Annotated in this window: 13 protein-coding genes and 1 pseudogene; 13 read left to right on the top strand and 1 reads right to left on the bottom strand. The window is 41.8% G+C overall.

What is annotated here, in order from left to right:
- Nucleotides 1-455: 455 nt before the first annotated feature.
- From AC058W_RS14660 to AC058W_RS14605, 12 genes and pseudogenes are all read left to right on the top strand, one after another.
- Nucleotides 456-1,487 (top strand): lysylphosphatidylglycerol synthase transmembrane domain-containing protein, encoded by a 1,032-nt coding sequence (locus tag AC058W_RS14660; protein ID WP_118591097.1) that lies wholly within the window; start codon nucleotides 456-458, stop codon nucleotides 1,485-1,487.
- Between the two features lie 9 nt (nucleotides 1,488-1,496).
- On the top strand, nucleotides 1,497-2,117 hold the full coding sequence (locus AC058W_RS14655) for a CDP-alcohol phosphatidyltransferase family protein (protein ID WP_117676244.1): 621 nt from the start codon (nucleotides 1,497-1,499) through the stop codon (nucleotides 2,115-2,117).
- Between the two features lie 153 nt (nucleotides 2,118-2,270).
- Nucleotides 2,271-3,161, top strand: coding sequence for a phosphatidylserine decarboxylase (locus AC058W_RS14650; RefSeq protein WP_117844974.1), 891 nt, complete (start codon nucleotides 2,271-2,273; stop codon nucleotides 3,159-3,161).
- Nucleotides 3,162-3,240: 79 nt separating this feature from the next.
- A complete protein-coding gene (locus AC058W_RS14645; protein ID WP_117676242.1) occupies nucleotides 3,241-3,846 on the top strand; it encodes an epoxyqueuosine reductase QueH in 606 nt (201 codons plus the stop codon).
- Nucleotides 3,847-3,948: 102 nt separating this feature from the next.
- Nucleotides 3,949-5,328, top strand: a complete 1,380-nt coding sequence (gene argH, locus AC058W_RS14640) for an argininosuccinate lyase (protein ID WP_118247575.1) — start codon at nucleotides 3,949-3,951, stop codon at nucleotides 5,326-5,328.
- Between the two features lie 228 nt (nucleotides 5,329-5,556).
- Nucleotides 5,557-6,642 carry an aspartate-semialdehyde dehydrogenase gene (gene asd, locus AC058W_RS14635; RefSeq protein WP_117676240.1) on the top strand — a complete coding sequence of 362 codons (1,086 nt, stop codon included), beginning with the start codon at nucleotides 5,557-5,559 and terminating at the stop codon, nucleotides 6,640-6,642.
- A gap of 82 nt (nucleotides 6,643-6,724) precedes the next feature.
- Nucleotides 6,725-6,961: a putative Se/S carrier protein gene (locus AC058W_RS14630; RefSeq protein ID WP_118247576.1), complete on the top strand. Its 237-nt coding sequence runs from the start codon at nucleotides 6,725-6,727 to the stop codon at nucleotides 6,959-6,961.
- Between the two features lie 243 nt (nucleotides 6,962-7,204).
- Nucleotides 7,205-8,247: pseudogene (selD, locus tag AC058W_RS14625) on the top strand (selenide, water dikinase SelD).
- A gap of 128 nt (nucleotides 8,248-8,375) precedes the next feature.
- The gene (locus tag AC058W_RS14620; protein WP_479390244.1) at nucleotides 8,376-8,600 is read left to right on the top strand and encodes a hypothetical protein; all 225 of its coding nucleotides are present in this window, start codon (nucleotides 8,376-8,378) and stop codon (nucleotides 8,598-8,600) included.
- Entirely contained in the window at nucleotides 8,597-9,133 is a 537-nt protein-coding gene (locus AC058W_RS14615; RefSeq protein WP_479390243.1) for a formate/nitrite transporter family protein, read from the top strand. Before AC058W_RS14620 ends, AC058W_RS14615 begins: the two co-directional genes overlap by 4 nt.
- A gap of 1 nt (nucleotide 9,134) precedes the next feature.
- Nucleotides 9,135-11,279: a DNA topoisomerase gene (locus tag AC058W_RS14610; RefSeq protein WP_118137211.1), complete on the top strand. Its 2,145-nt coding sequence runs from the start codon at nucleotides 9,135-9,137 to the stop codon at nucleotides 11,277-11,279.
- A 64-nt stretch (nucleotides 11,280-11,343) separates the two neighbouring features.
- Complete coding sequence (locus AC058W_RS14605) at nucleotides 11,344-12,012, top strand: LbetaH domain-containing protein (RefSeq protein ID WP_118137213.1); 669 nt, start codon at nucleotides 11,344-11,346, stop codon at nucleotides 12,010-12,012.
- 98 nt (nucleotides 12,013-12,110) lie between these two features.
- Here the strand turns inward: AC058W_RS14605 and AC058W_RS14600 are convergent, their stop codons facing one another.
- Entirely contained in the window at nucleotides 12,111-12,851 is a 741-nt protein-coding gene (locus AC058W_RS14600; protein ID WP_117676228.1) for a TraX family protein, read from the bottom strand.
- Between the two features lie 511 nt (nucleotides 12,852-13,362).
- Here AC058W_RS14600 and AC058W_RS14595 point away from each other — a divergent pair.
- A partial coding sequence (locus tag AC058W_RS14595; RefSeq protein ID WP_479390242.1) for an iron-sulfur cluster assembly scaffold protein occupies nucleotides 13,363-13,807 on the top strand: 445 nt, incomplete at its 3' end.

Raw genomic sequence — 13,807 nt, 5'->3', positions numbered from 1 at the left:
AATTTTGACATTTTCATGCCAAAACGCCTCGCGGGATAGTGTCGTGTGAATAGTAACGACGTATGAACAGTAACGTTTTTTATAATTTATGATATGCAGAAAGCGTAAGGTATGATATAATGGATAAACTATAGTATTTTGACTGTAATTACAAGTAAGACCGAAAATCATACCAACATAAAGTATAAAAGGGTTACTGTTCACTCGCCACTATCCCGCGAGGTGTTTTGGCATGAGAATGCCAAAATCTCGAGACATACCGCGCGTATTTATGCGAATAGCATAAATTCTGTGCATCGCGAAGCGTGTTACTGGGCACGGAGTGAAAAGTAACATAAAAGGTGTTTCTGAGAACGGAGTGAACAGGAACTAAAAGGTTACTGCGCATACAGTGAACAGGAACTATAAAAGATCAGACGGATGCTGTAAGAAACTGTAAAAGAAAGTGTAAACAAATGAGAGATAAGAAAAAAGCGATACTTAACACCGTCTTTCTGATCCTTGTGTTTTCCCTGACCGTATATATGGTATTTCGGGGCGAGGATCTGGGCGAGATCATTCATACAGTGCAGCAGGCTGATCTGGTTTATCTTCTGATCAGTGTGGTTTGCGTAGTATTATTTATACTTGGGGAGTCAGTGATCATTTTTTATATGATGCGAACCCTGGGAGCAAAAGTGAAGATGGGACATTGCGCTCTGTATTCTTTTGTAGGTTTCTTTTTCAGCTGCATCACTCCGTCAGCATCCGGCGGACAGCCAATGCAGATTTATTATATGAAAAAGGACAAACTGCCGATACCGGTCACTACACTGGTTCTGATGATCGTTACCATTACTTACAAGGCGGTTCTGGTTGTAATCGGTCTGGTGATCTGGCTGTTTGGAAAGGGATTCCTGAAAGGCTACCTCGGACAGTATATGTGGGTGTTTTACCTGGGAGTAGGGCTGAATATTTTTTGTGTTACCTTTATGCTGATCCTTGTATTTGCTCCGGGTCTGGCGAAATGGATCATGGTAAAAGGTCTGAAACTGATTGAGCATTTTCGTTTTCTTAAGCCCAAGAAGTCAAGACTTGAGAATCTGGAAGCATCTATGGATCAGTATCATGAGACAGCTGCTTTCTGGGCAGGACATAAGATGGTGATTTTGAAAGTATTTCTGATCACAATGGTGCAGAGAATTATGTTATTTACAGTTACATACTGGGTATATCGTTCGCTGGGATTTCGAGGATATTCGATCGTGACCCTTACGATTTTACAGTCAGTTATATCTGTTTCTGTTGATATGCTGCCTTTGCCCGGGGGAATGGGGATCAGCGAATCTCTTTATCTGGTGATGTTTGCGCCGGTTTTTGGAGAGGCATTGCTTCCGGCTATGCTGCTTAGCAGAGGAATTTCCTATTATGCACAGATGCTGATCAGTGCGGCAATGACCTGTGTGGCACATCTCGTGATAGGAAGAAAAGAACAAGAAGAAAAGTAGGGGGGAATTATGTTATTAGGATTTTATGATTATACGGTGGTGCTGACATATATCAGTCTTGGAATCTCAGTATTTGGAATTACAAGAGCGTTGGAGGGGAACTTCAAGATTGCGATTTTCTGTCTGGCACTTTCCGGATTGTGTGATATGTTTGATGGAAAAATCGCCAGGACGAAGAAGAATCGTACAGATGATGAGAAAAGTTTTGGAATCCAGATAGATTCTCTGTGTGATGTGGTTTGTTTCGGAATCTTTCCGGCAATGATCTGCTATTGCCTTGGAGTTAACACATCAGGAGGAGTCGCAGCATTGATCTTTTACAGTGTTGCATCAGTGATTCGTCTTGCATACTTCAATGTGACAGAAGCAAAAAGACAGAGTGAAACCTCTGAGAACAGACAATATTATCAGGGGCTTCCGATTACATCTATGGCGATCATTCTGCCATTTCTCTATCTTATGAGACGGTATTGTGGATTATATTTCCTGATTGTGATACATATTGCGGTAATCGTAGTAGGTCTTCTGTTTATCTTAAATATTAAGGTAAAGAAACCGCAGAATCCTGTGCGTGTTCTGCTGGTAGCAGTGGTGGCACTTGCACTTGCGAAGATGTTCCGTTTGATATAAAATGAATATGACTGTTGACTGGCCGCAGCGGTTCCTGAATGTAGGGAGGCTGCGGCTGTATTTTATTTTGCTGGCATATTACTGTTCAATAGTGCATAGTAATATGATTTGCAATGAACGGCATCACATGCAGTTACAATTGGAGGAAAACAAATGAAGTATATTGACAGAAAAGGGAATATAACCATTGAAGAAAACAGTCAGGATAAACTCCTGAGACATTTATATAATGATCGTGGCGGACGACTTTGCCTGAAGCTCCTGATCAGGCCTTTTGTGTCAAAAGCGGCGGGAATAGTATTGAACACCAGACTTTCTGCCAGATTTGTACCTGATTTTGCAGAACACAATAAAATAGATCTGAGTCTTTATGAGAAACAGAACTTTTCTTCATGGAATGATTTTTTCAAAAGGCGTATCCGAAAAGAGGAACGGCCGATAGATATGCGGGAGAATATACTGGTAAGTCCCTGTGATGGAAAACTTTCTGTACACAGGATCAGTTCGGATTCCCGCTTCAATATCAAAGATACAGAATATACAGTCGGACAGCTTCTGAAAAATGAACAGCTTGCCAGACGATACACAGATGGATATGCACTGATTTTCCGCCTGACAGTGGATGACTATCACCACTACTGTTACGTTGCGGATGGCAGAAAGTCCGAAAATGTGACACTTCCCGGAGTTTTTCATACAGTAAATCCGGCGGCAAATGATGTATACCCTATCTATAAAGAAAATGCCAGAGAATATTGTCTGTTGAAGACGGAGAAATTTGGTACGCTCCTGATGATGGAAGTTGGAGCGATGATGGTTGGGAAAATTTCGAATCTTCAGAAAAAGACTGCTACAGTAAAGAAAGGGCAGGAGAAAGGCAACTTTGAGTTTGGCGGTTCTACAGTAATTCTGTTATTACAGCCAGGAAAAGTCCGTATCGATTATGACTTGCTCGATAATACGGAAGAAGGATATGAAACCATTGTAAAAATGGGGGAACGTATCGGAGAATGTAAAAAAGTAAAAAAGCATTACGTTTTGTAAAAAACAGCTGAAAAATGAAATATGCATCAAATATGCATCTGAAAGATATACGGTGCTAAAAGAGAGGAATAAAAAAGCATTGAATAAACGAAATTATCAGAAAGAACTGGAGAAACTTATAGATCAGGCACAGAAGGAACAGAAAGTCCCAAGTCTGTTTCTTCACAGTTGCTGCGCACCTTGCAGCAGTTATGTGCTTGAATATCTGTCTCAATATTTTAACATTACAGTTTTTTATTATAATCCAAACATTTATCCGGAAGAGGAATATCAGAAACGTGTACATGAGATCACACGTCTGGTAAATTCCATGGAATTTGTTCATCCGGTAAAACTGGTAGAGGGTCACTATGATCCACAGGAATTTTTCCAGATGGCAAAAGGCCTGGAGAATGTACCGGAAGGTGGCGAACGCTGCTTTAAATGTTATCGTCTGCGAATGGAAGAAGCGGCACGTCTGGCAGCAGAAGGTGGATTTGACTATTTTACGACCACTCTGTCAATCAGCCCACTCAAGAATGCTGCCAAGATTAATGAAATCGGAGAAGAACTGGCAGAAATCTATCATGTAGAGCATCTTCCATCTGATTTCAAAAAGAAAAACGGCTATAAACGCTCTATAGAACTCTCACATGAATACGACCTCTACCGCCAGAATTATTGTGGCTGCGTCTACTCCAGGTGAGAGGCAGAAGATCGAAACTACTACTTTGCAATCCAGAAAAAATATGATACACTGACACATAAAAGTAATTATGAAAAATAAGAAGAAACGAGGAAAAATACTATGGCACAGCTTTGGGGCGGACGTTTCACAAAAGAAACAGACAAACTTGTATATAACTTTAACGCATCAATCTCCTTCGACCAGAAATTTTACGAGCAGGATATCAGAGGAAGCAAAGCACATGTAGCGATGCTTGCAAAACAGGGAATCCTGACATCAGAAGAAAAAGATCAGATTGAAGCAGGACTGGACGGAATCCTTGAAGATGTAAAATCTGGAAAACTTGAGATCACATCTGAATATGAAGATATCCACAGCTTTGTAGAAGCAAACCTCATCGACAGAATCGGAGATGCAGGAAAGAAGCTTCACACAGGAAGAAGCCGTAACGACCAGGTAGCTCTGGATATGAAACTTTATGTAAGAGATGAGATCGACGAGACAGATGAGCTTGTGAAGAAACTTCTCGAAGCACTTCAGAAAATCATGGAAGAAAATGTCCACACATATATGCCAGGCTTTACCCATCTTCAGAAAGCACAGCCAGTTACATTGGCTCATCATGTTGGCGCATACTTTGAAATGTTTGTACGTGACAGAAGCAGACTTGCAGATATCCGTAAGAGAATGAACACCTGTCCTCTGGGTGCAGGTGCTTTGGCAGGAACAACTTATCCACTTGACAGAGAATACACCGCACAGCTTCTTGGCTTCGACGGACCGACAAGAAACAGTATGGATTCCGTTTCAGACAGAGACTATGTAATTGAACTTCTGTCTGCATTCTCCACGATCATGATGCACATGAGCCGTTTCTGCGAAGAAATCATCATGTGGAACTCTAACGAATATCGTTTCGTGGAAATCGATGATGCTTACAGTACAGGAAGCAGTATCATGCCGCAGAAAAAGAATCCGGATATCGCAGAGCTGGTAAGAGGAAAGACAGGACGTGTATACGGTGCGTTAGCATCCATCCTTACCACCATGAAAGGAATCCCGCTTGCATACAACAAAGATATGCAGGAAGATAAAGAACTTACCTTTGACGCAATCGACACAGTAAAGGGTTGCCTTGCCCTCTTTACAGGAATGATTTCTACCATGCAGTTCAATAAACAGAACATGGAAGCAAGTGCAAAGAATGGCTTTACAAATGCAACAGATGCAGCAGACTATCTGGTAAATCATGGAGTGCCTTTCCGCGATGCTCATGGTATCGTAGGCCGTCTGGTGCTTACATGTATTGATAAGGGAATCTCTCTGGATGAACTTCCACTTGAAGATTATAAAGCAATCAGCCCTGTATTTGAAAACGACATCTATGAAGCAATCAGCATGCGTACCTGCGTAGAGAAACGTATGACCATCGGAGCTCCGGGACCGGATGTGATGGAGAAAGTGATCGCAGAGAATAAAAAATATCTGGAAGAAAACTAAAAAAATACTTGCATTTTACTTTAGTTTGGTATAGTATGTACAAGAAAGACAGATGTGCGCAATATAAAGACACACAGATAAAAATGTCCGCGAGAGATATCAGGTCGCTGATAAGTATCAGGGTATTTTCCAGATGCAGATTTATGTAGCGAAGTAGATGGAGAACATCCAGCTGGCCAGATTAGTACAATGAAAATGCGGATAGTAGATAAAGAGGAGAAAGATATTATGAGTGAGAAGCTTAGAGTTGGTATTTTAGGTGCTACAGGTATGGTAGGTCAGAGATTTATTTCTCTGCTTGAGAATCATCCATGGTTTGAAGTAGTAACTGTAGCTGCAAGTCCAAGAAGTGCAGGAAAAACATACGAAGAGGCAGTTGGCGGAAGATGGAAAATGGATACTCCAATGCCGGAAGCTGTAAAAAAACTGATCGTTATGAACGTAAATGAAGTAGAGAAAGTTGCTGCAACAGTTGATTTTGTATTTTCTGCAGTAGATATGTCAAAAGAAGAGATCAAGAAGATCGAAGAAGAATATGCTAAGACAGAGACACCGGTTGTTTCCAACAACAGTGCTCACAGATGGACACCGGATGTACCTATGGTAGTGCCGGAAATCAACCCGGAACACTTCGATGTAATCGAATCCCAGAAGAAACGTCTTGGAACAACACGCGGATTTATCGCTGTTAAACCAAACTGCTCTATCCAGAGCTACGCTCCTGTATTAACTGCATGGAAAGAATTTGAGCCATATGAAGTAGTTGCTACTACATATCAGGCAATCTCCGGAGCAGGTAAAACATTCAAAGACTGGCCGGAAATGGTTGGAAACATCATTCCATACATCGGCGGCGAGGAAGAGAAGAGTGAGAAAGAGCCGTTAAGAATCTGGGGTAAAGTAGAAGACGGTGTGATCAAACCGGCTACAGAACCTGTTATCACATGCCAGTGCATCCGTGTACCGGTATTAAACGGACATACAGCAGCTGTATTTGTTAAATTCCGCAAGAAACCAACAAAAGAACAGCTGATCAAAGCATTGGTAGAGTTCAAAGGACTTCCACAGGAATTAGAGCTTCCAAGTGCTCCGAAGCAGTTCATCCAGTACCTTGAAGAGGACAACCGTCCACAGGTTACAGAGGATGTAAACTTCGAACATGGTATGGGCGTATCCGTAGGACGTCTTCGTGAAGATACTGTATATGACTGGAAATTCGTAGGACTTTCCCATAACACAGTAAGAGGTGCAGCAGGCGGAGCAGTTCTCTGTGCTGAGACATTAAAAGCTAAAGGATATATTCAGGCGAAATAATAAATAAAATTATTGAAAAGGGGCACTGGTTTTTGGTGCCTCTTTTTTTCTGGATTATTTAGAGATAGGGGGATAATGAAAGATGAGAGAAAAAGTTCTGACGACAGTAGTAACTTTTGGAACAACCACACAGGCAATCGCAATGGAACGTGAATGTAAAAAGACTGGATTTGAAGGAAGGCTGATTCCTGTACCCAGGGAAATTTCTGCTTCCTGCGGACTTGCGTGGAAATGCATAGAACAAGGAGAAGAGGAAACAGATTCTTATATGAAAGAACAGGATTTAGAGTATGAGAAGATTTATCGTATTCTTATATAAAATCCTTATATTTATTGATTTATCCAATAAGTAACATCGGCTCTGAACTTTGACGGGCTTATAAATGCATGGTACAATCAGGTAAACAGACAGGCAAGTTTTCATCCACTGCTTAGTGCTCTTTGAAATCTGGTGTACCAACAAGATTATTTTGAGAACCAACTAGCAGGGAGACTGCTTGATTTAATTAAAGGCGGATGATGGATGTTTGCTTGGAAGATTAATATATTGGGGGCGAAGTTTATGAAAAAAGAAACAGATAATGTACGTCTGACACAGCTTGCCAGTGCAGCAGGTTGCGGTGCAAAAATTGGACCGAAAGTACTGGCAGAGGTAGTTGGGAAACTGCCGAAATTTACAGATCCGATGTTATTAGTAGGACCGGAAACATCAGACGATGCGGCGGTATACAAAATAAATGATGAGCTGGCAATGATTCATACGGTAGATTTCTTTCCGCCGGTGGTAGATGATCCATATATGTATGGACAGATTGCAGCAGCCAATGCGTTGAGCGATGTCTATGCAATGGGTGGTGTTCCAAAACTGGCATTGAATGTAGTAGCATTTCCAAACTGCCTTGGACCGGAAGTTCTTGAAGAAATCCTGCGCGGCGGTGCAGACAAGGTTATGGAAGCCGGTGCAGTTCTTGCTGGCGGACATACGATCAATGATAAAGAACCGAAATATGGACTCTGTGTCACCGGTTTTGTACACCCAGATAAAATGTGGAAAAACTATGGCGCCGAGGCAGGAGACATTCTGATTCTTACCAAGCCATTAGGATGTGGAATCCTCAATACTGCCATCAAAGCAGAGATGGCCTCCCGGGAAGAAATTGAAAGAGTACAGAAAGTTATGGCGAAGCTGAACAAATACGCAGCAGAAATTGCATTAAAATATACGATTCACAGCTGCACAGACGTAACCGGATTCAGTCTTGCCGGACACAGCCTGGAGATGGCAAAAGGAAGCCATAAGACATTGGTGATCCAGACAGAAAACCTTCCGATTATAAAAGGCGTTGAGGAATATGCACAGATGGGCCTGATTCCTGAAGGGGCATACAGAAACCGTGACTTCGCAGGCAGTGAAGTAAGAAGTGAGATCAAAGAACTCTGGATGGAAGATCTGGTATTTGATCCTAGACATCCGGCGGACTTCTCCTGGCAGTACCACCGGAAGAGGCAGATGCTCTGGCGAAAGAACTGTCAGGAATGGATATTTTTGGAGGTATCATTGGATATGTAACAGAACCGCAGGATAAAGCGGTGATTTTCGAATAAGAAATAAGTTTTACAGATAATTACAAATCCGTGCATAAAATTCTGGAATTGTATGACGATTTTGGTTGTACAATAGATATGAAAATGCTATAATGTATGAAAATAAATACATTTGCGGAGGTGTAATTATGAATTATGAAGATGTACAAAAAGTGTCAAATGCGGCGAAGGCCAAGAGCAATCTGGTAAACACCAACTTCTTCAAGTACTTTGTACGCGCGGTCATGGCGGGATTCTTTATTGATATGGCCATGATCTACAGTAATGTAGTTGGAAATGTTTTCTCCAAGACCACGCCGGAATGTGGGAAAATTTCTGGCGAGCTTTGGTATTCTCGATTGCAGTACTTTTGATCAGCTTCGTAGGCGGTGAACTTTTTACCGGTAATAATATGGTAATGGCATTCGGAGCCTTTGATAAACAGGTAAGCTGGAAAGAAGCTGGCAAGGTATGGGGCGTAAGCTACCTCGGAAACTTTGTAGGATGTTTTATTATGGCAGTGCTTTTTGCATGGGCAGGAGCATCCGGAACTGCAGATTATTTTGCGGGATTTATCGGAAACAAGCTGAGTATCCCGCTTGGACAGATGTTTTTCAGAGCAGTGCTTTGCAACTTCTTCGTCTGTCTTGGTGTACTCTGTGGTATGAAACTGAAAAGTGATGCAGGAAGATTTCTGATGATTACCATGTGTATCTCAGGATTCGTTGTAAGTGGATTTGAGCACTGCATCGCAAATATGGGAATCTTTGTTACCGCATACTGTCTGGTACCTGGATTATCCATCGGAGCCATGGTTAAGAGCATGGTAGTTGTAACATTAGGAAATATGGTGGGTGGTGCCTTATTACTGGCATGGCCGCTTAGAAAGATGAGTGCAGATAAATAATATGTCAAAAGCTTTATACATAGCCGAAAAGCCCAGTGTGGCACAGGAATTCGCGAAAGCTTTGAAAATCAACGGACAAAGACGGGACGGCTACCTGGAATCTTCAGACAGTGTGGTGACTTGGTGTGTCGGACACCTGGTCACCATGAGCTACCCGGAAAAATATGATATCAAATACAAAAGGTGGAGTTTAGATACCCTGCCTTTTTTGCCGCGCGAATTTAAATATGAAATAATCCCTGGGGTACAGAAACAGTTTGAGATTGTAAAAGGACTGTTAAACAGGGAAGATGTGGATACTATTTACGTGTGTACCGACTCCGGACGTGAAGGAGAATATATCTATCGTCTGGTCGCACAGATGGCAGGTGTCCATGGAAAGAAAGAAAAGAGAGTCTGGATCGACTCTCAGACAGAAGAAGAAATCATGCGAGGAATCAGAGAGGCAAAAGATCTGTCTGCTTATGACAATCTTTCCGCTTCAGCCTATCTTCGGGCGAAAGAAGACTATCTGATGGGAATAAATTTTTCCCGCGTGCTGACACTGCGATATGGAAACAGTGTGTCAAATTATTTAAATACGAAACATCAGGCCATTTCCGTTGGGCGTGTGATGACCTGTGTGCTTGGAATGGTAGTGCGAAGAGAACGGGAGATTCGGGTATTTGTAAAAACGCCGTTTTACCGGGTGCTCAGTAGCATTGCGCTTGAGGGAGAAAACTTTGAAGGGGAGTGGAGGGCTGTTGAGGGCAGCCGGTATTTCCAGACTCCTTATTTGTATAAAGAAAACGGATTTAAAGAGAAAGCATACGCAGAGAAGCTGATACAGGAGTTGTCTGTCAACCAGCCGTTGCAATGTGTGGTGGACAAGGTTGAGCGAAAGAAAGAAAATAAAAATCCTCCGCTTTTATTTAACCTGGCAGAACTTCAGAATGTATGCTCGAAGCTGTTTAAAATCAGTCCGGATGAAACGCTGAAAATCGTACAGGAACTGTATGAGAAGAAACTGGTCACATATCCGAGAACGGATGCGCGTGTATTGTCTACAGCTGCGGCTAAAGAGATTTATAAAAATATTTCAGGATTGCGCAATTATGAACACACAACAGAAATCGCGCAGCACATTATTGAGCAGGGAAACTATAAAAATCTGGCAAAGACCCGATATGTCAATGACAAACAGATTACAGACCATTATGCTATCGTGCCGACAGGTCAGGGACTAAATGCGTTGAAAAGTGTTTCTCTCACCGCACAGCGCGTATATGAGACGATCGTAAGGAGGTTTCTTTGCATTTTCTATCCGCCGGCAGTATATCAGAAGGTCAGTCTTGTGACAAAGATACAGGGAGAGAGCTTCTTTTCTTCATTTAAAGTACTGCTGGATGAAGGTTATTTAAAGATTGCCTCAAATTCTTTTGCGAAACGAAAGGCAGCAGACGCAGTAAATGGAGCAAACCAAGCCAGCGCAGCTGGAAATGCCGGAAGTGATGCGGATTCAGATAATGAAAAAAATGGCTCAGATAATTCTTCAGAGGATATGGCGTGCGACACCAGACTACTGGCTGCATTGCAGAACCTGAAGAAAGGTGATATACTCTCGGTAGATGACCTGAGTATCAAAGAGGGTGAGACATCACCGCCGAAGCGTTACAATTCCGGTTCTATGATTCTTGCCATGGAGAATGCCGGACAGCTGATCGAGGATGAGGAACTTCGTGCTCAGATCAAGAGCTGCGGAATCGGCACCAGTGCAACCAGAGCTGAGATTCTGAAGAAACTGTTCAATATCAAATATCTGGCACTGAATAAGAAAACGCAGATGATCACACCGACACTTCTGGGTGAGATGATTTTTGATGTGGTAAATTGTTCTATCAGACAGCTTCTGAACCCGGAACTTACAGCAAGCTGGGAAAAAGGTCTCAATTATGTGGCGGTGGGAAGTATCACAGAGCAGGAATATATGGATAAGCTGGAACATTTTGTAAGAGTGCGTACGAAACAGGTGGAGGACAGTAATTTCCAACCTTACCTGCGACAGTTTTTTGACGCGGCAGCTGTTAATTATAAAATCCAAGCTGGCAAAACCAATACAAAAACAACAGCCAGAGCAGGGCGGTCACGTACTTATCAAAAATCATAAAATGTTTATCCGGGCAAAATATGAGAAAAATGAAAATAATAATTAAAGAAAAGAGGAAAACAGGATGTTAAAGGATTTCACGATTGCGAATCTTCTGGATTTAAATGAAACGATTGCAAAGGATTTATTTGAAGGAAAAACCTATCCATGGGAAGTGTTACCGGAGATTGGCGATTTTATCCTGAAACTGGGACAGACTTTAAGTGAAGAAGAATATAATCATCCGTCAGAAGATGTATGGATCGCAAAGAGCGCGAAAGTAGCGCCGACAGCCTGCATTAACGGACCGGTCATTATCGGAAAAGAAGCAGAGGTACGCCACTGTGCATTTATCCGCGGAAAAGCTATCGTAGGTGAGGGAGCAGTAGTAGGAAATTCAACAGAGCTTAAGAACGCAGTGCTTTTTAACAAAGTGCAGGTTCCTCATTATAATTATGTGGGTGATGCGGTTCTGGGTTATAAATCCCATATGGGAGCAGGATCTATCTGCTCCAATGTAAAATCAGACAAGAAACTGGTAGTTGTCAAAGATGGCGAAGAGAAGATCGAGACAGGACTTAAGAAATTTGGCGCTATGCTGGGAGATAATGTAGAAGTAGGATGCGGTTCTGTATTAAATCCTGGAACTGTAATCGGACGCTGCTGCAATATTTATCCGCTTTCCTCTGTAAGAGGCTGTGTACCTGCAAACCATATCTATAAATCAAAAGCTGAAATTGTAGAGAAACAGTGAAATAGAAAAAGGTGTTAAGAAACGGATGAAGAACAGAGGTTTCTTAACACCTTTTTCTATGAAGAATAACAAAAGCTCAGGACGTTTTCAAACGCATTTTACCGGAAGAACAGAAGCTGTCTGAGAATCACCAGAATTATGATATGTACCGGATAAAACCAGTAAAAGACATATTTCAGAAATTTTCCTTTCACAAATCCACGTTCTCCGTTATACATATTAATGGAGAGAAATGCAAAGCAGGCTTTCCATTCATAATAAAGCCAGCAGCTTCCGATGATAGCCTGGGCAGTTTTTTCATTGCGAAACCAGTACATGATAAGCAGGAAAACAAACCCTCTCCATCCGTAATCTGCCTTAAGAAAAACGGAGACAGCGAGTAATGCCAGTATGCATACAAACTGCATCTTCTGATTATCCCAGAAGTATTCAAGGGCGCAGAAGGCCAGATATCCCAGAAACAGGGTAAAAAAGACGTTCTGTTTCTCGTATCGCCAGGTATTTGTAAACATGAAATTCCACGGAATTTCAGAAATACATGCGAATAAAAAGAGATTTCGTCCGTATTTTCTGCGGTTATGGGTGTGCAGAAATCCTTCGACTAACAGAAAACAGAAAATAGGAAAAGCCGCCCTTCCGATATCACGGAAAATACGATACCAGCTGTAATCCACTCCACCAAAACTGAAAAGTATTGCATTTGCAGGTGGATAGTTATACAGAATCATTACACCTGTATGGTCGATAAGCATCAGGATGATCGCGATTAATTTTAAAGCACTTCCGCTCAGAACCCGAAATCGTTCGGGAAGAAAAGAAGCAGGTAATGATGTTGTCATGATGAAAATCCTTTCTTTGGTAATACAATTTCTGATATACTTGCTTTTTTATAATTTAGTATGGCTGACAAGTTGATTTTTGAAACAATTTCACTGAATAAATTTTTTGTTTTAGAGCGAAAGAAGACATGGCGGTGGCTATGGCAACCGACGACAACGCGGAAATTTAAATGTAAGATTATTTTAGAAATCAACTTATTGGTATATTTGTCTATTGTATCACATAAACGCTATAAATTGTATCTGTTTATGCAAATTGCCTAAAAGGCTGACAAATCAGTAAAGAAAGTATCTGCCAGAGACAAAAAAATCAAAGATAGTTAAAAATTTTACAAATTATGACTGGACGAATCTCCACTTTTGTGAGAAAATAACACTAGGTTGTTAGGCATACTCATCTGCAGTCATTCAGCAGACGGCAGAGATCTGCATTATGTGGTTCATTCAGCAGTTCCGCATAGTGGCGGGTATAACAACATGAAGTTAATCTATACTTGAAAGGAGTTTTACAATGATTTATTCACGCGAAGTAGAAGAAATGTGCCCAGTTGCACAGGGCGTTCATCATGGCGCCGCTCCAATCCCAGAAGAAGCTAAATGGGTACAGGCAAAAGAAGTCAAAGACATTTCCGGTCTTACACACGGTGTTGGCTGGTGTGCACCACAGCAGGGTGCCTGCAAGCTTACATTAAATGTTAAAGAAGGTATCATCCAGGAAGCACTGGTTGAGACTATCGGATGTTCAGGTATGACTCATTCAGCAGCTATGGCTTCCGAGATTCTTCCGGGCCTGACTGTAATGGAGGCACTGAACACTGACTTAGTTTGTGATGCGATTAATACAGCTATGAGAGAACTCTTCCTTCAGATCGTTTACGGACGTACACAGTCTGCATTCTCAGAAGACGGACTTCCGGTAGGCGCTGGACTTGAGGACCTTGGTAAAGGACTTCGCT

The organism is Blautia sp. CGZ-1-C1 (genome assembly GCF_056504575.1).
Note: the sequence above shows the minus strand (reverse complement) of the source record. Positions and strands in the feature narration are given on the sequence as shown.

Bases quoted from the DNA above. Each gene is read 5' to 3' on its own strand.
- AC058W_RS14660 (WP_118591097.1), top strand. From the start codon at position 456: ATGAGAGATAAGAAAAAAGCGATACTTAACACCGTCTTTCTGATCCTT.
- AC058W_RS14655 (WP_117676244.1), top strand. From the start codon at position 1,497: ATGTTATTAGGATTTTATGATTATACGGTGGTGCTGACATATATCAGT.
- AC058W_RS14650 (WP_117844974.1), top strand. From the start codon at position 2,271: ATGAAGTATATTGACAGAAAAGGGAATATAACCATTGAAGAAAACAGT.
- argH (WP_118247575.1), top strand. From the start codon at position 3,949: ATGGCACAGCTTTGGGGCGGACGTTTCACAAAAGAAACAGACAAACTT.
- asd (WP_117676240.1), top strand. From the start codon at position 5,557: ATGAGTGAGAAGCTTAGAGTTGGTATTTTAGGTGCTACAGGTATGGTA.
- AC058W_RS14630 (WP_118247576.1), top strand. From the start codon at position 6,725: ATGAGAGAAAAAGTTCTGACGACAGTAGTAACTTTTGGAACAACCACA.
- AC058W_RS14620 (WP_479390244.1), top strand. From the start codon at position 8,376: ATGAATTATGAAGATGTACAAAAAGTGTCAAATGCGGCGAAGGCCAAG.
- AC058W_RS14610 (WP_118137211.1), top strand. From the start codon at position 9,135: ATGTCAAAAGCTTTATACATAGCCGAAAAGCCCAGTGTGGCACAGGAA.
- AC058W_RS14605 (WP_118137213.1), top strand. From the start codon at position 11,344: ATGTTAAAGGATTTCACGATTGCGAATCTTCTGGATTTAAATGAAACG.
- AC058W_RS14600 (WP_117676228.1), bottom strand. From the start codon at position 12,851: ATGACAACATCATTACCTGCTTCTTTTCTTCCCGAACGATTTCGGGTT.